The following is a 20,394-nucleotide window of genomic DNA, read 5'->3' as shown; positions in this document are numbered from 1 at the left end:
GACAACGCTCACCAGCGCAGACCTCCGCTCATCCGAAGCGGCCCGTCCAGACATGATCATGCCCAGAACGACCAGCCACCCGTGCCGTACTCTCAGACCCATGTCCACCAGCCCCGAGACGAACGGCGGCCCGGGAACCCTCGATGAACCCACCGCCACCCACCGACTCCGCCTGGGCGCCGTCGGCGGAGTCCCGGTCTACCTCTCCACCAGCTGGTTCATCATCACCGCAGCCGTCGTCCTCGTCTTCGGACCAGACGTCGACCGAGTCCTCCCCGGCATCGGCGCCGCCACCGCCTACCTGGTCGCCCTCGCCTACGCTCTCCTCCTCGCGATCAGCGTCCTCTGCCACGAAGCAGCACACGCTCTCGCCGCAGGCCGGTGCGGATACAACGTCGAGCAGATCGTGGTCAACCTCTGGGGTGGACACACCACCTATACCACCGCCCAACCCTCCCCACGGGGCAGCGCACTCGTCGCCATCAGCGGACCAGCCGCCAACGCCCTCCTCGCCGCAGGAGGATGGGCGCTCCTCCCACTTCTCCCACCCGGGATCCCACTCCTCCTCGGCTACGCCTGGACCTTCTCCAACGCCTTCGTCGCCCTGTTCAACATGCTCCCCGGGCTCCCACTCGACGGAGGTTTCCTCGTCGACGCCGCAATATGGCGATACACCGGCCGCCGCAGCGCAGGGCTCATCACCGCAGGATGGGCCGGCCGCGCAGTCACCGCACTCGCGGTCCTCTGGCTGGTGGCCCGCCCCCTGATCTCCGGAGAAGACGTCAACCTGTGGAATGTGGCCTGGCTGGCCTTCATCGGCGCCTTCCTCTGGGCCGGAGCCTCCTCCTCGATCGTCACAGGAAAAGCACTCGCAGCTGCGGAGAGGGTCGCTCTGACCGACGTGGTCCGTCCGGTAGCCCTGGTCGGGATGGGGGAACCGGCCGCGGCCGTTCCCGAGCGGGTGGGCGCGAGTCCCGGAGGATATGCCGTGCCGGTTCTCCTGGGAACCGACGGGACCCCTGCCGGGCTCGTCGACCCTGAAGCCTTCAGCCGACTCTCACCGGAAGAGACGGCCACCGTCCCGGCCGGTGCGCTGCTGCTCGCACAACCTGCAGGGTGGCTGGCCCGCTATGACGCCGACCAGAACGGTCGTGTCGCGGCTTTCCTGCCCGCGCTGGTCTCCTCCCCGTACGGAGTGATCGTGTTGCAGGATGCGAACGGGCGATGCGTGGGGGTGCTGACCTCTGGTGACGTCGAGCAGGCCGTGTCCGAACCTGCCGAAAACGGCACCTAGACTTGGTGCCCATGAGCCTTCAGCCCGATGCCACGCCGCCGATTCCGACGGGAGCGACTCGTTGTCGCGGCCCCTTCGCCGCGGGGGACCGGGTACAACTGACCGACCCCAAGGGTCGGATGCACACCATCACCCTGCAAACCGGGGGACAGTTCTTCACCCACCGGGGCAGCCTCGCCCATGACGACCTGATCGGCCGCCCCGACGGGTCCACCGCCACGAACACCAGCGGCGTCGAATACCTGGCGTTGCGGCCCCTGCTCTCCGACTACGTCATGTCGATGCCGCGCGGCGCCGCAGTGGTCTACCCCAAGGACGCCGGCCAGATCGTGCAGATGGCGGACATCTTCCCCGGAGCCCACGTCGTCGAGGCCGGAGTAGGCTCCGGAGCCTTGTCCATGTCCTTGCTGCGCGCCGTCGGCGACGCCGGCCGCCTCCACAGCTTCGAACGTCGCCCCGAGTTCGCAGACATCGCCCGCGCCAACGTCGAATCCTTCTTCGGCAGCCCGCACCCGGCCTGGACGGTCACCGTCGGCGATCTGGTCGAGCAGCTGCCCCAGCACATCGAACCGGGCACCGTCGACCGTGTCGTCCTGGACATGCTGGCCCCGTGGGAATGCTTGGACGTCGTCGCCGACGCACTCGTGCCCGGGGGAGTGCTCATCTGCTACGTGGCCACCGCGACCCAGCTGTCCCGCGTCGCTGAGACCGCCCGTTCGCACGGCGGGTTCACCGAACCGGCCGCTTGGGAATCGATGGTCCGGGGGTGGCACCTCGAGGGCCTCGCGGTCCGCCCGGAGCACCGCATGCACGGACACACCGGCTTCCTGATCACCACCCGACGCCTTGCCCCAGGAGTGACCCCGCCGCTTCGTAAGCGTCGCCCGGCCAAAGGAGCCTATGGTGGAGACACCGAGAGCTCTGCAGTGACCGAGGACACCGCGCACGCAAGCGAATCCGCCACGTCCGCCGAGGAATGGACGCCCGAGACGATGGGCGAACGCCCCCTGTCCGACAAGAAACTGCGGCGACTCGCCCGGAACGCCCGCGAAACCACGGGCACACCCTCCGACACGTCAACGTCAGGTCAAGGACAGGTATGACCCACAGCTCGACAGGCGCAGCGTCACCCGACCCCGACCAGACCTCCACGGCAGGGCTACGGACGACGGTGACCCGCCTGTCGAGGAAGAACTCCGAGCTCGCACAGGCCTTGGGCACGGTACGCGCCCAACTGGTCGACCTGAAGAACCAGGTCCAAGCGCTCTCCACCCCGCCATCGACCTTCGCCAGCGTGCTCTCCACCCACCCGGACGGCTCGGTCGACCTCGTCCACAGCGGACGCAAGATGCGAGTCACCGTCAGCCCCGACGTCCAGGCCGACGCACTCACCCCCGGCACCGAAGTCCGAGTCAACGAAGCCCTCGCAGTGGTCGAAGTCGTCGACGACCCCCGCGCAGGCACCGTGGTGACCGTCCACGAAACCCTGCCCGGCGGCCGACTCGTGGTCACGGTCACCGACACCGACCACCGGGTCGTGCTCCGCGCCGCAGCCCTGACCGAGAGCCCACTACGCCAAGGCGACCAGGTCCTCCTCGACCTCCGGACCGGCTTCGTCCACGAGATCATCCCCCGCGCCGAAGTCCAAGACGTCCTCCTCGAAGAAGTACCCGACCTGTCCTACACCGACATCGGGGGACTGTCCGGACAGATCGAACAGATCCGAGACGCGATCGAACTGCCCTACCTGCACCCAGAACTCTTCCGAGAACACCACCTCCGCCCCCCGAAAGGCGTCCTGCTGTACGGCCCCCCAGGCTGCGGCAAGACCCTCATCGCCAAAGCCGTGGCCGCATCCCTGGCCCGCCAGAGCGCCGCCGCCATCGGACCCGACGAGAAACCCACCGGCTACTTCCTGAACATCAAAGGCCCCGAACTACTCAACAAATACGTCGGGGAAACCGAAAGACACATCCGCACGATCTTCGCCCGAGCCCGGGAACACGCCTCCAGCGGCACCCCCGTCGTCATCTTCTTCGACGAGATGGACAGCCTGTTCCGCACCCGAGGCTCCGGCCGCTCCAGCGACGTGGAAACCACCATCGTCCCGCAACTCCTCGCCGAGATCGACGGCGTGGAACGCCTCGACAACGTCATCATCATCGGAGCCTCCAACCGGGAAGACATGATCGACCCGGCAATCCTGCGTCCCGGAAGACTCGACGCGAAGATCCACATCGACCGCCCCGACCACACCGGAGCCCAAGAGATCTTCGCGAAATATCTCACCGCCGACCTACCGATCGGCCACAGCGAACTCGCCAAGGACGACCACGACCCCCAACGCACCACCCTCCGGATGATCAACACCGTCGTCGACGCCATGTACGCGCACACCCCCCAGAACGCCTTCCTCCACGTCACCTTCGCCTCCGGACGCGAAGAGATCCTCGACTACGCCGACCTCGCCTCCGGCGCGATGATCCGCAATATCGTCGACCGCGCCAAACGCGCCGCCGTCAAACAGGTCCTCTCCGGAGGAGAAAAAGGACTGACCGTCGACCTGCTCCTGGACGCGCTCGCTGCAGAATTCGCCGAGAACGAAACCTTGCCCAATACCGCCGACCCTGATGAATGGATGCGGATCTCCGGACGCAAAGCAGAACGGGTCACTCAGATCATCAGGCTCAAGGACCACCATCTACCCACCGGGACATCCGCCGGGACCCCGGACGGGGCAGACAACGGATACCCCGGTCACGCTCGTCACCGCCCGGTGGAAGACGTACCGGTGACTGGAGAATATTTGTGAACGAAACCCACCCCGCCGAGACCGCACCTGCTTCCCCCACACCCCGCGATCCCGACGAACCCTGGGGCATGCAACTGGCCGTGCGCTACGACAAGAACGACCTGTCCAGCCACCGCGCGGTATGCGAAGCAGCAGCCCAGGCCGTGGTCAGCCTCCTCGCTGACGAACGTGCCCGCGGCGAGGGCGCCTGGGCCGCAGACGTACATCATTGGCGACGTGGACGTATCCGAAAACTGGTCCGTCGCGCCCGCGGGATCCGCTGGGAACGCGCCCAGGAAATCCCCGGAGTCACCGTCGACCACCATGGCGCCCAGGTCCGGGCCTTCGTCCCCATGCCGGCCAGGCCGCTCCCCAAGATCCTCGACGACCTCCAGGTCGCCGGAACAGATTTCCCTCGAGAAGACGACAGCTCGATCGACGAATCCGCAGCACAGGTCGTCATCGCCTTGAACCCGGCGGTGAAGCTCAGCAGCGGTAAAGCGGCAGCCCAATGTGGGCATGCCGCCCAACTCGCCTGGGAACGACTCGTCCTGGACCACGAATCAGCGAAACTGCGCGCCTGGTTCGACCAGGGGTGGCGCGTCCTGGTCCTCGACGCCCCTACTCCTGCAAGGTGGTCCACACTCGAAGATGCGCCGGTACGGGTCGTCGACGCCGGGCTGACCGAAGTCGACGGGCCGACGGAGACCGCACGCGCCTTCTGGTGACCGCAGCGACCTGAGGGGCGACAGCAGACGAGGGGCTGTTGACGACCACCACCGGTCGTCAACAGCCCCTCGAACAAACCTTCAACGCGAATAACGGCGCACCAGAATGTCTCCGAGCGCGCGCCATCCCAGCAGGAAAGACCCGGTGAACAGCAAGGAGACCACCACGAAGCTGGGCTGGACGCCCAGCCCGGTCAGGGCCCGCAAGGCCATACCCACTGCCACAGTGGAGATCCAGATGATGGTGCCTCCGAGCAGGGACCCAGGCCGTGGATGACCCCGGCCGACCAAGACGGCCCAGGCCGCGACCGTTCCGGCGAGGAAAGGGGATGCGGTGATCAGGAAACCAGGCAGGCTCATGGTCTCGGCATGGCTGATCCGCCCGATCGCGGCGAACAACAGGATGAGGACGATATCCACCCCGAAACCCGCCCACGGTACTCGGGGCGCGTGGGTCGCCTCGGGGCTGTGGGCCTCGTACACGGCGTAGTCCTCCATGATGTGCTTCATCCTTCCGTCGTGCACAACGTCGCGTCGTCCGCATCGTCGTAGAGGGGGAGCTGGCGTTGTGGAGATGCATGTGCCGGGTCGACTCCGTCGAACAGGCTGCTCACAGATTCACCGACGTGGATACGGGCGATGGCTTCGGCGAACAGACGTGACACGGAGCGGACTTGGAGCGTGGCGAAACTATCAGGCCGTGGCACCGTATCGGTGGTCACCACTTCGGAAATCATCGGGTGTCCTGTCAAACGTTCCACGGCTTGCCCGACGAACAAGCCGTGGGTGCACGCCACCGAGGCCTGCGGGCAGCCCGCATCGGACAACCGGTCCAGCAGCTCGACGATCGACCCCCCGGTGGCGATCTCGTCGTCCAGGACGATAGCTCGCCGCCCGGCCACGTCTCCCACGATCGAATCGATGACGACTTTCTCGTCGGAGACCCGCTGCTTGCTCCCGGCAGCCACCGGCAGACCTAACAGCCGGGCGAACAACGTGGCCTGCTTGGCATTGCCCAGATCGGGGGAGACCACGACATGGTTCTCCAAGGAACGACCGTGGAAATGGTCGGCCAGGACCCCGATCGCGGTGAGATGGTCCACCGGGACCGAGAAGAAACCATGCACCTGCGGGGCGTGCAGGGCCATGGTCAGCACCCGATGCACTCCTGCCGTGACCAGCATGTCTGCCACGAGCCGGCCGCCCAAGGAGATCCGGGAGGCGTCCTTCTTGTCCGACCGGGCGTACGCATAGTGGGGGATCACCGCGGTGATCTGCGAGGCCGAAGCACCCCGAGCGGCATCCACCATCATCAACAGTTCGACGAGATGATCCTGGGTGGGCGGCACCAACGGTTGGACGATGTACACGTCTCGTTGGCGGCAGTTCGCCAACAGCTGGGCCTGAAGACAGTCGTTGCTGAATCTCTTGATGTCGACCTGCGACAAAGGCACACCCAGGTGGCTGCAGATCCGTCGTGCCAGAGGTTCATGGGCTGAGCCGGAGAAGACAATGACGTCACGCACGGGGCAAGTCCTTCGGCATCGGCGAAAAACGTAAAGTCAGCATATCGACCGTAAGCTCCTGCGCCATGCCGAAAACGACAGTCGATCTTCTCGACACCGAAGCAGGCTGCCCGACCTGACGGAAGCACTCCGCCCTTCCGGAGACGCCGCAGAGGGTAGCTTCAGTGCTGGAAGGGAAATCACATGGGAGAGAGCACCACACGGCAACGTATCCAGGACAGCGCAGCCAACCTGTTCCATCAATACGGATACGCCGGAGTCACCATCCGAGGCATCGCCGAAGACGCCGGGGTCTCACCAGCCCTGGTCATGAAACTTTTCGGTTCCAAAGCTGCCCTCTACACCATCTCCACCCCACAGGTCGGGGAGCCCACCACCGCTGAAGTACCCCTCGACGAACTCGGCCACTACCTCGTCGGCCGGGTCGTCGCCCGGGCCCGCACCGGAGAGAAGGACCCCTGGGCCCAAGGTGTCTTCCTGACCTGGCAGTCCCCGGACCCTCGCCTGGAACGAGACCGTTTCCTCGACCAGGTGCTCTCCCACGTCAGAGCACACCTACCCGACGACCTCGATGGGCGCGACCGGGCCGACACCGTCGCCTGCCTGCTGATCGGACTGGCACTGGCATTACGTCCCATGGCGCTGCGCGACGACCTCGACGAGCCAGCCCAGCAGCCCTTCATCGACCGCTACGTCGCCCTCGTCCAAGCAGTACTGGAAGGGCACCCGCCCCCCACCCCTGACGGCACCCCCACATCCTGACCGATGACCAGGTCTCCTGACGGAGAACCAGCCAAGACCAAGAACAGTCACCTCGGCCCGAACAGCCGGGACCACCACCCCGAGCGCAGGACCCGATCCTGCGGCACCGGACGACTGTGCATCGACACCAGATACCGAGAACCTGGGCCGAAAGCCGCCCCGGACCACCCCGACCACCGCTCTTGGGACACCAAACCCGCCGCCCGGCACGCACCCTCGTACTCGGCCACCGTCCCTGGATCCGCTGCAAGACCCGCCACGATCAACCCACCCGGACGACAGACCCCCCTCAACTGACCCATCACAGCGCCCACGCTCCCCGGCTGTAGTCGAGGCACCACATCCGCCAACAACACCACATCGAACCCGCCGGCCACCGCAGCCTGAGGCACATCCAACTCGGCCAGATCCGACATCCAGAAAGGCACCTGAGGAACCTTCTCCGCCGCGGCACGTAGCACCTCCAGATCAGCATCCACCCCCATCACCCGATGCCCCAAGCCGGCCAGAACAGCTGCGACCCCACCCGGGCCGCACCCAGCATCCAGGATCCTTGACCCCGCACCGGTGACCCCGTGCACCAACGCCGCCACTTCCTCATCCCGACCCGGAGAACCCTCCGACGGGCACCCGCCGACCGGACCCGCACAACCCTCGACCATGCCCGCCACTCTAGAACCGGACACCCACCCCCACCGCCAACCCCCACGAACCGATCCCCGACCCTGCGTAGGCTGCAGGCATGACCGTCCGACGAATCATGGGCACCGAGACCGAATACGGCATCACCGTCACCGGACACCCCGACGCCAACCCCATGGTCGCCTCCGGACGCGTCGTACAGGCCTACGCCCAAGACCGCGGACACCGCCACCTCAACCACCACTGGGACTACACCGGCGAAGACCCCCTGACCGACGCCCGCGGATGGACCGCCCCCCGCAGACACGCCCACCCCAGCCAACTCACCGACGAATGGGCCGACGACCCCACCGTCGCCAACACCGTCCTCACCAACGGCGCCCGCCTCTACGTCGACCACGCACACCCCGAATACAGCGCCCCCGAGACCAGCACCCCCCGCGACACCCTCCTGTGGGAACGCGCCGGTGAACTCGCCATGGCGCGCGCCATCGAACTGCTCGACGAAGACGTACCAGAAGGTGTACCCGCCACCGACCCGCGCCACGGACCACCGGTCAACCTCTACAAGAACAACACCGACGGCAAAGGCGCCTCCTACGGCTTCCACGAGAACTACCTCGTCACCAGAGAGACCCCCTTCGAGCGGATCGTCTCCGACCTGACCCCCTTCTTCGTGTCCCGTCCCGTCATCTGCGGAGCCGGACGCGTCGGCCTGGGAACCCGATCCCAAACCTCCGGCTACCAGATCTCCGCCAGAGCAGACTTCTTCGAGAACCGCGTCGGCCTGGAGACCACATTCCGTCGCCCCATCATCAACACCCGCGACGAACCCCACGCCGACCCTCGCCGACACCGCCGACTGCACGTGATCGTCGGGGACGCGACCTTCGCCGAGGTCGCCGGTCTCCTCAAGACCGGCACCACCAGCCTCGTCCTGAGCATGATCGAACACGGCGGACTCACCGGCCTCGGCGTCGACCCCGCCGAGATCACCCCCGCAGACCCTGTCACCGCGATGCACGCCGTCTCCCACGACCCGACCCTGCGTACCACCGTCCGCACCGAGACCGGACGTACCCTGACAGGCCTACAACTCCAATGGACCTACCTCGAACTGGTCCACCGCCATCTCGCCGTCACCGTCGGCGACGACCTCGACCCAGACACCGCCGAAGTCCTGCTCCGCTGGGAAGACGTCCTCAACCGACTGGAACACGACCCGGCTTCCGCTGCAGCCCACATCGACTGGGTCGCCAAAATGACCCTCCTGGAGGGATACCGCCACCGCGACGGCCTGAACTGGGACGCCCCACTACTGACCGCCGTCGACATCCAATGGTCAGACCTGCGCCCCGGACGAGGCCTCGCCCGACGGCTCGAAGAACGCGGCTCCCTCGAAAGACTCACCGACCCCAGCGACGTCCACCACGCCACCACCAACCCCCCACCGGACACCCGCGCCTGGTTCCGCGGAGAATGCCTCCGCCGCTACCCCGACCAGATCATCGCCGCGTCCTGGGACAGCCTCGTCTTCGACATCCCCGGACGCCCCGCACTCCAACGCATCGACACCCTCGACCCGACCAGAGGCACCCGCCAACGCACCCACGCACTCCTGGAACGCAGCCCGGACGCCGACACACTCCTGAACGAACTCACCGGGAACATCTAGTCTGAAAGACACCACCCCACCAGGAGGACACGATGCCAGGCCAGGAAAGAATCACCCCCCCACACACCGGCCCCGCAGAGGACCCACCCCCGGCCGCACCCCAGACCACCACCCGCAAAACCGAACTCGACGCCGACATCGACGCCGTCCTCGACGACATCGACAGCCTCCTGGAATCCAACGCCGAAGAATTCGTCCGCGGATTCATCCAGAAAGGCGGCCAGTGACCTCCCACACCCGCGGATTCGACCCCGCTTTCCTCACCGCCTCAACATCCTCCTTCTCCACCTTCCTCACCGAACACGCCCCCGAACTCCTCCCCACCGCACCAACCACCCTGCCCACCCAGACCGACACCGCACTCCCACACGGCACCACCATCGTCGCCGTCGCCTTCGAAGGCGGCGTCGTCATGGCCGGAGACCGACGCGCCACCAGCGGAAACCTCATCGCCAACCGCACCATCGACAAAGTCTTCGTCGCCGACGAAAGCTCCCTCGTCGGCATCTCCGGCGTCGCCGGCGTCGCCACCGAAATGGTCTCCCTCTTCCAAGTCGAACTCGAACACTACGAAAAAATCGAAGGCACCCCCCTCTCCCTGGAAGGCCGCGCCAACCGCCTCCGCACCATGATCCGAGGAAACCTCCCCCTCGCCCTACGCGGACTCGGCGTCATCCCCCTCTACGCCGGCCACGACGGCCACACCGGCCGCATCTTCAGCTACGACATCGCCGGCGGATGCTACGAAGAACACGACTACGCCGGCGTCGGATCAGGATCCCTCTTCGCCCGCGGAGCCCTCAAAAAACTCTGGCACCCCGCCCTCGACGCCGACACCGCACTCCACATCGCCATCGAAGCCCTCTACGACGCCGCCGACGACGACACCGCCACCGGCGGCCCCGACATCGCCCGCAGACTCTGGCCCACCTGTGCACTCGCCGACACCAACGGCGCCCGACTCGTCGCCGACACCGACATCGCCACCATCGTCGAAAACCTCGTCGCCGACCGCCGACACAACCCCGGAGGCGCCCGATGAGCACACCCTTCTACGTCTCACCCGAACAACTCACCAAAGACCGAGCCGAATTCGCCCGCAAAGGCATCTCCCGCGGACGCTCCGTCCTCGCCGCCAGCTGCCAAGAAGGCATCCTCTTCATCGCCGAGAACCCCAGCCCCACCCTCCACAAAATCGCCGAGATCCACGACCGCATCGGCTTCGCCGGAGTCGGCAAATACCACGAATTCGAAACCCTCCGCGTCGCCGGCATCCGCTACGCAGACCTCCGCGGCTACGCCTACGACCGCACCGATGTCACCGCCCGCGCGCTCGCCGGGACCTATGCCCAGACCTTGGGGGCTACTTTCGCGCAGGACTCCAAACCTTTCGAAGTGGAGATCCTCCTCGCCCAGGTCGGTGCCGAACCGGCCCGGGACGAGATCTACCGCATCTCCTACGACGGGTCGGTCCGCGACGAGCCCTTTTACGCCGTGTCGGGGGGAGCGGCCGAACGAGTCACCGCAGCACTGCGCCCGCAGTTGAGCCACACCCTGACGGTGGCCGAGGTCATCTCCCAAGCCTCTGTCGCCTTGCGCCGCGAAGACATCCCACCGGCGCCCCTCGAGATCGCCCTGCTCGACCGGACCCGTCCGCGACGAACCTTCCGCAGACTCGACGACGTCGACCTTCCCGACCTGCGTCCCCGTTCCACCAACCCGCAGACCCAGCACAGCGATCTTCGCGGAACCGGCCGCTGACTCATGGACCGGCGCATCCTCGGCCTCGAGACCGAATACGGAGTCACCTGCCACGCCGGAGGAGAACACCGACCCGGAGCCGATGACATCGTCCGGTGTCTGTTCCGTGACATCGTCCGACGTCACCGCAGCAGCAATGTTTTTCTCCGCAACGGCGGGCGCCTCTACCTGGACGTCGGCAATCACCCTGAATATGCCACCGCCGAGTGCGACACCCTCCCGGATCTCCTCGCCCAGGACCGCGCCGGGACCCGCATCCTCCAGGACCTGGTCATCCGCGCTGAGGAGCATCTCGTCGAGGAAAACCCGAACACGAAGATCTTCCTCCTCCGTAACAACGTCGACTCCGCGGGCAACTCCTACGGCTGCCACGAGAACTACCTCATCTGCCGGAACACCGACCTCAACACCCTCACCAGAACACTCACCCCCTTCCTCGTGACCCGCCAGCTCATCTGCGGGGCAGGAAGACTCATCACCACACCTGACGGGAAGGCTCGTTACTGCCTCTCCCAACGCGCCGAAGTCATCTGGGAGGGCGCCTCCAGTGCCACTACCCGCGCGCGCCCGATGATCAACACCCGCGACGAACCCCACGCCGACGCCAGCCGTCACCGTCGACTCCACGTCATCGTCGGCGACAGCAATATGGCCGAGTCCTCCACCCTCCTGAAGACCGCCACCTTCGATCTCGTCCTGCGTGCTCTCGAAGCCGGGAGTATCCCACCGGACCACACTCCCAGCGACACCGCCTCAGCCATCCGCACCGTAGGGAACGACCTCACCGGCCGTGCCACTTTTCCCACCGTCACCGGCCATGTCAACGCCCTTGACATCCAGCGCGTCTACTACACGCTCGCCGCCGACCATCTGACCGAACACGGCCCGGCCCGACCCTGGGACGAAGAAACCTTGGCGTTGTGGGACGAGGTCCTCGACGCGATGGAAATGCAGACGACCCACCGAATAGCCCGCCATGTCGACTGGGCCGCCAAATACGCCCTCATCACCCGGCAAGCCGAACGGCACGGACTCAGCTGGTCCGACCCGCGGCTGGCCCAGCTCGACCTGCTCTACCACGACATCGACCCCCACCGCGGGCTGGCGGCCAAGCTGGAAAACGCCGGACAGCTGCACCGGTGGACCACCGACGAAGATGTCACCGCCGCGATGACCCGCCCGCCGCAGACGACCCGTGCCCGCCTGCGCGGTGCACTGGTGGAAGCCGCCGAGGAAATGGACAGGCCTGTCCGGGTCGACTGGACCCATCTGAGGATCGACGGGGACGAGGGCTGCACGGTGATCTGCAAAGATCCCTTCGCGCACGTCGACGAACGTGTCGACCGGTTGATCTCCTCCATGCGGGGATGAGCGGTCCCGGTGTAAGGTGCTCCTCCTCCGGCGAGGGGCAGCCGGGTTAGGCTGGTCAGCGGTCCGGCGCCCGATTTCCCACTGCGCCTTCCACCGTGCTCGAGTCTCCAGCGAAGTTAGGTTCTGCCTGTGCGCTCTGTGACATTACGCCTGTTCAGCCTGGCCATCCTCCCCGCAGTGCTCGTGACGGGATGCGCCGACGGACCAGCGGACTCACCAGGATCGTCGTCCTCGTCAAATGCGCCCGCGAATAACGCGGCCTTCGACAAGATCACGGTCACCCCAGGAGCGAATGCCACCACGCCTCCCACCCTGCAGCTGGTGGAGAAGCCCGTACGGTCCAAGGATTCACACACTCGAGTGATCAAAGAGGGCACCGGCGAACAGATCGGCGACAAAGCGTGGCTGGACGTCCACCACGCCCGTTACTCGGGCGCCGACGGCAAACTGATCAGCTCGTCCTACGCCGGGCGGCCCACATCATTGAAAGTCGGTGAGGAAGGCGTCGTCGACGTCTTCAACAAAGCGGTCAAGGGACAGAAGATCGGCGCGCAGGTACTCGCCGCGGTCCCGGCCTCCAAAATGATGAACGACGCCCAGCTGCCCGAGGGTATGTCCCTGGACGACTCACTGCTCTTCGTGATCGACGTGGTCGCTGCACGCCCGGTACTGGAACGCGCCACCGGAACCCCCGTCCCACCCAAAGCCGGTCTCCCCACCGCCGAAGTACCCGACGACCTGAAGAAACCAGCCAAAATCACCGTCCCCTCACCACAGGCGACGAAGGACAAGGTCGTACAGCCACTCATCACCGGGACGGGCAAGAAGGTCGAGAAAGGCCAGGTCGTCCGCTTCCGGTACACCGGCGTGACCTGGCGTGACCCGGGCAAACCCTTCGACTACTCCGGCAACCACGACCCCAACTACGTCGACTTCCCCGTGGGGGAGGGCAACCTCATCAAAGCCTGGGACAACGCGATCCCCGGACACACAGTCGGCTCCCGCCTCCTCATCGTGGCTCAACCCGAAGACGCCTACGGCGACAAAGGCGAACCGAAAGCGGACATCAAACCCGACGACGTCCTCATCTTCGTCCTGGACATCCTGGACGCCTACGACGCCTGAACCACCCAGCTCCACCCACATCCCGACGACCTGAACAAGGAGTGAGTCACATGTCCGAGACGAATCGCACCAAACCGGAGATCGACTTCCCCGGAGACAACCCCCCAGCCGAACTGACCGTAGAAGACCTCATCGAAGGCGACGGCGTCGAAGCCCGCCCCGGATCCCTCGTCGAAGCCCACTACGTAGGAGTCGCCTGGTCCACCGGCGAGGAATTCGACGCCTCCTGGAACCGAGGAGAAACCCTCTCCTTCCCCCTGGGCACAGGCCGAGTCATCCGCGGCTGGGACGAAGGCATCGCAGGCATGAAAGTCGGCGGACGACGCCGACTGGTGATCCCCCCGCACCTCGGCTACGGAGACCGAGGCGCCGGCGCCGTCATCAAACCAGGAGAGACCCTCATCTTCGTCGTCGACCTCATGGGCGTGCGCTAACCCCCATATACACAGGGCACCCATCACCACCCGCCACCAGACAGCTACCGGACAGGTAGCGTCAACCCCATGAGTTCCCAGCCGATGGTCGCCGCGAAGACCGAACGGTTGCTCAACGTGGTGATCTGCCTGTTATACACGCGTAGGCCGCTGACCCGGGACCAAATCAGGTCCTCGGTCGCGGCCTACGCGTCTACCACCTCCGACGAAGCCTTCGAACGCATGTTCGAACGCGACAAAGGAGAACTACGCGACCTCGGCATCCCCCTCATCACCGAACACCTCGACTCCTTCTTCGGCGACGAACCCGGATACCGCATCGACCGCCGCGAATACGACCTCCCCGAACTCCACTTCACCCCCGACGAACTCGCAGTCCTCGCACTCGCCAACCGCACCTGGGCACAAGCCTCACTCAGCGGACCCGCCGCCACAGCACTACGCAAACTCGCCGCCGACGGCGTAGAACGCGACGACAGCTCCATCATCGGCATCGAAGCACGCATCCGCACCCCCGAACCCACCTTCGAACCCATCCGCGCAGCCGTCATCGACACCTGCCCCATCACCTTCACCTACACCTCAGCCCACACCGGACAAACCCGCACCCGCAACGTCCACCCCTGGGGACTCACCAGCTGGAGCGGACACTGGTACCTCACCGCCCTGGACACCGAACTCAACGAACCCCGAATCTTCCGACTCAGCCGCATCACTAACAACATCCAACGCACCGGCAAACCCGGAAGCTACAACGTCCCCACCGGACACCGCCCCCGCACCTTCGTCCAACAACGCATCACCTCAGCCACACCCTTCCTCGCCCAGATCGCCGTACGCCCCAACACCGGACGAGCACTACGCCGACGAGCCACCACCACCACCCCCACCCCCCACCACCCCGGATGGGACACCCTCACCCTCCACGCCCAAAACACCGAAACCCTCGCCGAAGAACTCGCCTCCTACGGCCCCGACGTCATCGCACTCACCCCACCCGACATCGTCCAAGCCGTCACCCACAGACTCCAAGGCGCAGCCGACACCCACACCCCAAGAAGACCCCAATGAACGACCGACAACACAAAAAACCCACACGCCAACCCCACGAATCAGCCAGCGACCGCCTCGCACGCCTCCTCACCATGGTCCCCTGGCTCCTCCACCGCCCCGGCATCGAAATCAACCAAGCCGCCAAAGAACTCCACATCACACGACAACAACTCGAAGCCGACCTCGCACTACTCTTCCTCTGCGGCACACCCGGCGGCATGCCCGACGACCTCATCGAAGCCGAATGGGAAGAAGGCCGCATCTACCTCAGCAACGCAGACACCATCTCCCGCCCACTACGCCTCAGCCGAGACGAAGCACTCACCCTCATCATCGCCCTCCGCACCCTCGCCGAAATCCCCGGACCAGGAGAACGAGACCCCCTCAACCGCACCCTCGCCAAACTCGAAGAAGCCATCTCCTCAGCCGCCGCCCCCACCGTCGAAGCCGCCCAAAACCGCATCCAAATCAACATCACCGAAGGCACCCAAGAACACATCCTCGCCACCGCACGACAAGCCCTCCACACCCAACAACGCATCCACCTGCGCTACCTCGTCGCCGCCCGCGACGAAACCACCGAACGCGACGTCGACCCCATGCGCATCACCAGCGTCGACGGCCGCGCATACCTCGAAGGCTGGTGCCACCGCTCCGACGCCGTACGACTCTTCCGCCTCGACAGAGTCGAAGAAATCACCCTCCTCAACCAACCCGGAACACCCCCCCAACACGCCCGCCCCCGCGACGTCGACAACGGCATCTTCCAACCAGGACCAGACGACCTCCTCATCCGCCTAGAACTCACCCCCACCACAGAATGGATGCGCGACTACTACCCCCACGTCTCCTTCGAACGACTACCCAACGGAAAATCCATCCTCTCCCTCCACACCGCCGACGTCGCCTGGCTCAGACGACTCCTCTGGAGCACCGGCGGCACAGCCCGAGTACTAGAACCCACCTGGCTCGCCGACGAGATCGCCCAAGGCGCCCGCGAGGCGCTCGCGGCTTACTCTCCGGTGGAGGACGTACACTGACCGGCGCCGGAGCCTTTTCCTTCGCGACGGTGCGCAAGTCAAGTTCTCAGCGGAAGGCGTGACATATGCCACACTGGCTAGGCGGTCCTGAGTTCATCGTGATCGTCCTGATCGTCGTGATTCTCTTCGGGTGGAAGAAGCTGCCTGACGCTGCCCGCAGCCTGGGACGTTCCATGCGCATCCTCAAAGCTGAGGTCGAGGAGATGCGTAGCGACGACAAACCGAGCGCGGCCAGCCAGACGACCGTGCCTGGTCAGACCGTCCCGCAGACGGCTCCGAAGAGCGCTGAGGGAACCGCGCCCGCTGAGACTGCGGAACAGCGCGAAGCACGGATTCGTAGCGAGGTCGAGACCAAGATCCGTCAGGAAGAGGCGGAGAAAGCCGACCGGGCCCGTATCGAAGCGCAGGTCCGTGCAGAGTTCGAGGCGAAGCGTCAGGCCGAGGTCAAGCCCGAGGGCCCCGGCTATGGCCCGACCCGCTGATCTTCCCTCCGGTGAGACTCTCTCTTCCAGGGGGACCGAAACGTGACCCCGAGGGGCACATGTCCCTGGTCGATCACCTCCGTGAACTGCGCAACCGGTTCCTGATCGCCGCAGTGACCATCCTGGTTGCGGTCATCCCAGGATGGAAGCTTTACCACCCCGCGTTGACCTTGCTGATCCAGCCGATCAAACGACAAGGTGGTCAGGTCAACTTCGGGGGGCTGACCGACCCCTTCGCCATCCAGCTGCAGGTCGCCATCTTCATCGCGTTGATCATCTCTGCGCCGATGTGGATCTATCAGATCTGGGCCTTCATCGTTCCTGGCCTGACCAGCCGTGAGAAACGTACTGCGCTGTCCTTCTTCTTCTGCGCGGTCCCGCTCTTCGGCGCCGGCTGCTACCTGGCCTACATCACCCTGCCCAAAGCCGTCCAGATCCTTCTCGAATTCACGCCGGCCGAGGCCGACAACATCGTGCAGGCCCCGGACTACATCCGCTTCGTGACCCGTTTCATCATCGCCTTCGGGCTGGCTTTCCTGCTCCCGGTCTTCCTCGTGGCGCTCAACCTGATCGGGATACTCCCGGCCTCGTCGATGCTCACCGTCTGGCGTTTCGCCGTCGTCGGTATCTTCGTCTTCGCTGCCGTGATGACCCCGACCCCAGACCCTTTCACCATGTTCACCCTCGCCCTACCCATGGTGGCGCTCTATTTCTTGGCCTGCGGTATCGCGGCGCTCAACGATCGACGCCGCGCCCGGCGCCGACCTGACTGGAGTACTCAGGCCTCCGACGACGAAGCCAGCCCGCTGTGACCAAGGCTGCGTAGCCCACCGCACCGGACAACCGATGGCCAGCCGAGGTCGCTGCCGTAGCCTGACCTCATGTCGTCACCTGCAGAACGGTTCGCGGCCGCTCGAGAGCAGCGTCGTTTCTCCCAGACCCAGGCTTTCGCCGCGAGCTACGATTTTCCTCTCGACGACTTCCAGATCAAGGCCTGCCAGGCCGTGGAGGCCGACCGTGGTGTTCTGGTCGCGGCACCCACCGGGGCAGGGAAGACCGTCGTCGGTGAGTTCGCGGTACACCTGGCACTGGCCCACGGCAGAAAAGCCTTCTACACGACCCCGATCAAAGCTCTGTCCAACCAGAAATACATCGACCTGTGCCGGCGGCACGGCTCCGAACACGTCGGGCTCCTCACCGGTGATTCGGTGATCAACGGACACGCCCCGGTCGTCGTGATGACAACCGAGGTGCTCCGCAACATGCTCTATGTGGAGAGCCCCGACCTCGACGGCCTCGGCTATGTGGTGATGGACGAAGTCCACTACCTCGCCGACCGATTCCGCGGAGCCGTGTGGGAAGAAGTCATCATCCATCTCCCCGAACACGTCAAGGTGATCTCCCTGTCCGCCACCGTCAGCAATGCGGAGGAATTCGGCGCCTGGCTGGGCGAAGTACGAGGACAGACCGACATCATCGTCGAAGAATTCCGTCCGGTCCCGCTCTGGCAACACATGATGATCGGCAACTGCCTCTACGACCTCTTCGCCGAGAGCACACCCACTCAGAGCAAGAACTCGACACCCACGAAAACCGACCTGGTCATCAACCCCGACCTCCGCGATGCCATCGCTGGACACCACCGATCCACCGACCGTCGAGGACGACTCGAAGACATCGGCGGGCCCCGGGGCCGTCGCGGAAAGATCCGGCACAAACCCACTCGAACGGCACACCCCGGCAACATGGACAACCGAAACCGGCCGTCCACGCGCCCCTACTCCCGCGCCGCCGCCATCGAGAGCCTCGACAAAGCAGGGCTGCTCCCCGCCATCACCTTCATCTTCAGCCGAGCAGGATGCGACGCCGCAGTCCAACAGCTCCTCCACGCCGGCACCAACCTCGTCCCCGACGACCAAGCCCACTACATCCACCGACTCGTGGAAGAACGCGTCGCCGCGCTGGCCACCGACGACCTCACCGTCCTCGGCTACCACTCCTTCCTCGACGGCCTCACCCGAGGATTCGCCGCCCACCACGCAGGAATGCTCCCCACCTTCCGAGAAATCGTCGAAGAGCTCTTCACCGCCGGGCGAATCCGAGCCGTCTTCGCCACGGAAACCCTCGCCCTGGGCATCAACATGCCCGCCCGCAGCGTCATCCTCGAAAAACTCGTCAAATTCAACGGCGAAGCCCACGTCAACATCACCCCGGCCGAATACACCCAGCTCACCGGACGTGCCGGACGCCGAGGCGTCGACATCGAAGGACACGCCGTCGTCCTCTGGAATCCCCACACCGACCCCGACACCGTAGGCGGTCTCGCTTCCACCCGAACCTACCCACTACGCAGCAGCTTCCGACCCAATCCCAATATGGCCGTCAACCTCGTGGCCACCTTCGGGCGAGACCGAGCCCGCAACGTCCTCGAAACCAGCTTCGCCCAATACCAAGCAGACCGCTCCGTCGTCGGCATGAACCGCACCATCCACCAGAACCAAGAAGCCCTCGACGGCTACGCCCAATCCATGACCTGCCACCTCGGAGATTTCACCGAATACGCAGCACTTCGCCGACAGATCTCCGACCTCGAAAAGGACGCTGTACGAGCACGCCACACCGCTCAGCGCGCCCACATCGCCCACAGCCTCGAAAACCTCCGCCCCGGCGACGTCATCCACCTCACCGAAGGGCGACACCACGGACGAGCGATCGTCCTCGCAGCCGCCAGTGCACGCGGACACGAACCCCTGGTCACCGTTCTGACCGAGGACGCCCGTTCCATCCGTATCGGACCGCGAGAACTCACCGGCCCGGCGCATGCCGTGGCCACGCTGAAGATCCCGAAGAACTTCCACAGCAGAGTGGTCAAAGACCGCAAAGACCTGGCAGCCACTGTTCGTGCCCGCATCCCGATCGACGCCCCTCCGAGTCACCCCACCGAACCGCATCACGCCTCCCCGACACACAGCACCGAACGGCGTATCGACGCCCTCCGAGCCCAATTACGACGACACCCCTGCCACGGCTGCCCAGACCGTGAACATCACGCCAGATGGGCCGAACGATGGTGGCGCCTGGAACGCGAAACAGCCGCACTACGCAGAAAAGTCGCAGGCCGTACAAATTCGATTGCACGCACCTTCGACCGGCTGTGCGACGTACTCACCGACCTCGGATACCTGACCGACAACGGAACCACCGTCACACCGGCAGGGGAACAACTGCGCAGGATCTACAACGAACGCGACCTACTCGTCGCCGAATGCCTCCGACACGACCTCTGGACCCCCCTCGCACCAGAAGAATTCGCCGCAATCATCTCCACCCTGGTCCACGAGCCCCGCAGAGAAGAAAACAACACCTTCCCCACGATGCCCACACCAGCGGTCTCCCAGGCCTACGACGCCATGATAGACTTGTGGTCCGCCCTCGATGACCGACTCACCACAAGAGGCCTCACCACGACCACCCCACCTGATGCAGGGCTGAGCGTCACCATGTACCGATGGGCCACCGGAGCAAGACTCGAACGCGTCCTGGACGGGAACGACCTAGCTCCCGGAGATTTCGTCCGACGCTGCAAACAAGTCGTCGACCTCCTCGACCAGATCGCCCAAGCCGCTCCCCAGCCCGAGCTCGCCCAGACCGCCCGAAAAGCCACACAGGCCATCCTGAGAGGCGTCGTCGCAGCAGACAGACTCGACTGA

The 20,394-nt window shown here is 65.3% G+C and carries 20 protein-coding genes; 17 read left to right on the top strand and 3 right to left on the bottom strand.

Annotated features, from left to right (window positions below; genetic code table 11):
• The first annotated feature begins 100 nt into the window (after positions 1 to 100).
• From DX923_RS08135 to DX923_RS08120, 4 genes are read left to right on the top strand one after another with little or no spacing between them, the layout of a single operon-like run.
• Positions 101 to 1,294 (top strand): M50 family metallopeptidase, encoded by a 1,194-nt coding sequence (locus tag DX923_RS08135; protein ID WP_162872853.1) that lies wholly within the window; start codon positions 101 to 103, stop codon positions 1,292 to 1,294.
• A gap of 11 nt (positions 1,295 to 1,305) precedes the next feature.
• A complete protein-coding gene (locus DX923_RS08130) occupies positions 1,306 to 2,397 on the top strand; it encodes a tRNA (adenine-N1)-methyltransferase (protein WP_116113996.1) in 1,092 nt (363 codons plus the stop codon).
• Complete coding sequence (arc, locus tag DX923_RS08125) at positions 2,394 to 4,106, top strand: proteasome ATPase (RefSeq protein ID WP_116113994.1); 1,713 nt, start codon at positions 2,394 to 2,396, stop codon at positions 4,104 to 4,106. The genes DX923_RS08130 and arc overlap by 4 nt, the downstream gene beginning before the upstream one ends.
• Positions 4,103 to 4,813 (top strand): peptidyl-tRNA hydrolase, encoded by a 711-nt coding sequence (locus tag DX923_RS08120; RefSeq protein WP_240322556.1) that lies wholly within the window; start codon positions 4,103 to 4,105, stop codon positions 4,811 to 4,813. Before arc ends, DX923_RS08120 begins: the two co-directional genes overlap by 4 nt.
• Positions 4,814 to 4,894: 81 nt before the next feature.
• Here DX923_RS08120 and DX923_RS08115 read toward each other — a convergent pair whose 3' ends face one another.
• Together DX923_RS08115 and DX923_RS08110 are read right to left on the bottom strand one after the other, a co-directional pair.
• Entirely contained in the window at positions 4,895 to 5,311 is a 417-nt protein-coding gene (locus tag DX923_RS08115; protein WP_116116231.1) for a DUF3054 domain-containing protein, read from the bottom strand.
• Between the two features lie 8 nt (positions 5,312 to 5,319).
• Positions 5,320 to 6,339: a ribose-phosphate diphosphokinase gene (locus DX923_RS08110; RefSeq protein ID WP_116113992.1), complete on the bottom strand. Its 1,020-nt coding sequence runs from the start codon at positions 6,337 to 6,339 to the stop codon at positions 5,320 to 5,322.
• A 183-nt stretch (positions 6,340 to 6,522) separates the two neighbouring features.
• On the opposite strand from DX923_RS08110, the gene DX923_RS08105 reads away from it, so the two are divergent.
• Positions 6,523 to 7,101, top strand: a complete 579-nt coding sequence (locus DX923_RS08105) for a TetR/AcrR family transcriptional regulator (RefSeq protein WP_116113991.1) — start codon at positions 6,523 to 6,525, stop codon at positions 7,099 to 7,101.
• Positions 7,102 to 7,148: 47 nt separating this feature from the next.
• Here DX923_RS08105 and DX923_RS08100 read toward each other — a convergent pair whose 3' ends face one another.
• Positions 7,149 to 7,763, bottom strand: a complete 615-nt coding sequence (locus DX923_RS08100; protein WP_116113989.1) for a class I SAM-dependent methyltransferase — start codon at positions 7,761 to 7,763, stop codon at positions 7,149 to 7,151.
• Positions 7,764 to 7,843: 80 nt separating this feature from the next.
• On the opposite strand from DX923_RS08100, the gene dop reads away from it, so the two are divergent.
• The 12 genes from dop to DX923_RS08040 all read left to right on the top strand — a co-directional run bounded on the left by dop (position 7,844) and on the right by DX923_RS08040 (position 20,394).
• Entirely contained in the window at positions 7,844 to 9,418 is a 1,575-nt protein-coding gene (gene dop / locus DX923_RS08095) for a depupylase/deamidase Dop (RefSeq protein ID WP_116113987.1), read from the top strand.
• A gap of 32 nt (positions 9,419 to 9,450) precedes the next feature.
• Positions 9,451 to 9,645: a ubiquitin-like protein Pup gene (locus tag DX923_RS08090; RefSeq protein ID WP_116113986.1), complete on the top strand. Its 195-nt coding sequence runs from the start codon at positions 9,451 to 9,453 to the stop codon at positions 9,643 to 9,645.
• Positions 9,642 to 10,460, top strand: coding sequence for a proteasome subunit beta (prcB, locus tag DX923_RS08085; protein ID WP_116113984.1), 819 nt, complete (start codon positions 9,642 to 9,644; stop codon positions 10,458 to 10,460). Before DX923_RS08090 ends, prcB begins: the two co-directional genes overlap by 4 nt.
• Positions 10,457 to 11,179, top strand: a complete 723-nt coding sequence (gene prcA / locus DX923_RS08080; RefSeq protein ID WP_116113983.1) for a proteasome subunit alpha — start codon at positions 10,457 to 10,459, stop codon at positions 11,177 to 11,179. The genes prcB and prcA overlap by 4 nt, the downstream gene beginning before the upstream one ends.
• Before the next feature lie 3 nt (positions 11,180 to 11,182).
• Positions 11,183 to 12,550: a Pup--protein ligase gene (gene pafA, locus DX923_RS08075; protein ID WP_116113981.1), complete on the top strand. Its 1,368-nt coding sequence runs from the start codon at positions 11,183 to 11,185 to the stop codon at positions 12,548 to 12,550.
• 129 nt (positions 12,551 to 12,679) lie between these two features.
• On the top strand, positions 12,680 to 13,675 hold the full coding sequence (locus tag DX923_RS08070; RefSeq protein ID WP_162872852.1) for an FKBP-type peptidyl-prolyl cis-trans isomerase: 996 nt from the start codon (positions 12,680 to 12,682) through the stop codon (positions 13,673 to 13,675).
• 50 nt (positions 13,676 to 13,725) lie between these two features.
• The gene (locus DX923_RS08065) at positions 13,726 to 14,109 is read left to right on the top strand and encodes an FKBP-type peptidyl-prolyl cis-trans isomerase (RefSeq protein WP_116113978.1); all 384 of its coding nucleotides are present in this window, start codon (positions 13,726 to 13,728) and stop codon (positions 14,107 to 14,109) included.
• A gap of 69 nt (positions 14,110 to 14,178) precedes the next feature.
• Positions 14,179 to 15,180, top strand: coding sequence for a helix-turn-helix transcriptional regulator (locus DX923_RS08060; RefSeq protein ID WP_240322555.1), 1,002 nt, complete (start codon positions 14,179 to 14,181; stop codon positions 15,178 to 15,180).
• Positions 15,177 to 16,202: a helix-turn-helix transcriptional regulator gene (locus DX923_RS08055; RefSeq protein ID WP_116113974.1), complete on the top strand. Its 1,026-nt coding sequence runs from the start codon at positions 15,177 to 15,179 to the stop codon at positions 16,200 to 16,202. The genes DX923_RS08060 and DX923_RS08055 overlap by 4 nt, the downstream gene beginning before the upstream one ends.
• A gap of 65 nt (positions 16,203 to 16,267) precedes the next feature.
• Positions 16,268 to 16,684 (top strand): Sec-independent protein translocase subunit TatA, encoded by a 417-nt coding sequence (gene tatA / locus DX923_RS08050; RefSeq protein ID WP_116113973.1) that lies wholly within the window; start codon positions 16,268 to 16,270, stop codon positions 16,682 to 16,684.
• 59 nt (positions 16,685 to 16,743) lie between these two features.
• Positions 16,744 to 17,496 carry a twin-arginine translocase subunit TatC gene (gene tatC / locus DX923_RS08045; RefSeq protein WP_162872851.1) on the top strand — a complete coding sequence of 251 codons (753 nt, stop codon included), beginning with the start codon at positions 16,744 to 16,746 and terminating at the stop codon, positions 17,494 to 17,496.
• Between the two features lie 69 nt (positions 17,497 to 17,565).
• Positions 17,566 to 20,394, top strand: a complete 2,829-nt coding sequence (locus DX923_RS08040; RefSeq protein ID WP_116113970.1) for a DEAD/DEAH box helicase — start codon at positions 17,566 to 17,568, stop codon at positions 20,392 to 20,394.

The organism is Austwickia chelonae, from assembly GCF_003391095.1.
Classification (GTDB): Bacteria; Actinomycetota; Actinomycetes; order Actinomycetales; family Dermatophilaceae; genus Austwickia; species Austwickia chelonae_A.
The sequence above is the reverse complement of the archived record's forward strand: the minus strand, read 5'-3'. Positions and strand labels throughout refer to the sequence as shown.

Coding starts and splice junctions, on each gene's coding strand:
- DX923_RS08135 (WP_162872853.1), top strand. CDS start 101: ATGTCCACCAGCCCCGAGACGAACGGCGGCCCGGGAACCCTCGATGAA.
- DX923_RS08130 (WP_116113996.1), top strand. CDS start 1,306: ATGAGCCTTCAGCCCGATGCCACGCCGCCGATTCCGACGGGAGCGACT.
- arc (WP_116113994.1), top strand. CDS start 2,394: ATGACCCACAGCTCGACAGGCGCAGCGTCACCCGACCCCGACCAGACC.
- DX923_RS08115 (WP_116116231.1), bottom strand. CDS start 5,311: ATGGAGGACTACGCCGTGTACGAGGCCCACAGCCCCGAGGCGACCCAC.
- DX923_RS08105 (WP_116113991.1), top strand. CDS start 6,523: ATGGGAGAGAGCACCACACGGCAACGTATCCAGGACAGCGCAGCCAAC.
- DX923_RS08100 (WP_116113989.1), bottom strand. CDS start 7,763: ATGGTCGAGGGTTGTGCGGGTCCGGTCGGCGGGTGCCCGTCGGAGGGT.
- dop (WP_116113987.1), top strand. CDS start 7,844: ATGACCGTCCGACGAATCATGGGCACCGAGACCGAATACGGCATCACC.
- DX923_RS08090 (WP_116113986.1), top strand. CDS start 9,451: ATGCCAGGCCAGGAAAGAATCACCCCCCCACACACCGGCCCCGCAGAG.
- prcA (WP_116113983.1), top strand. CDS start 10,457: ATGAGCACACCCTTCTACGTCTCACCCGAACAACTCACCAAAGACCGA.
- pafA (WP_116113981.1), top strand. CDS start 11,183: ATGGACCGGCGCATCCTCGGCCTCGAGACCGAATACGGAGTCACCTGC.
- DX923_RS08065 (WP_116113978.1), top strand. CDS start 13,726: ATGTCCGAGACGAATCGCACCAAACCGGAGATCGACTTCCCCGGAGAC.
- DX923_RS08060 (WP_240322555.1), top strand. CDS start 14,179: ATGAGTTCCCAGCCGATGGTCGCCGCGAAGACCGAACGGTTGCTCAAC.
- DX923_RS08055 (WP_116113974.1), top strand. CDS start 15,177: ATGAACGACCGACAACACAAAAAACCCACACGCCAACCCCACGAATCA.
- tatA (WP_116113973.1), top strand. CDS start 16,268: ATGCCACACTGGCTAGGCGGTCCTGAGTTCATCGTGATCGTCCTGATC.
- tatC (WP_162872851.1), top strand. CDS start 16,744: ATGTCCCTGGTCGATCACCTCCGTGAACTGCGCAACCGGTTCCTGATC.
- DX923_RS08040 (WP_116113970.1), top strand. CDS start 17,566: ATGTCGTCACCTGCAGAACGGTTCGCGGCCGCTCGAGAGCAGCGTCGT.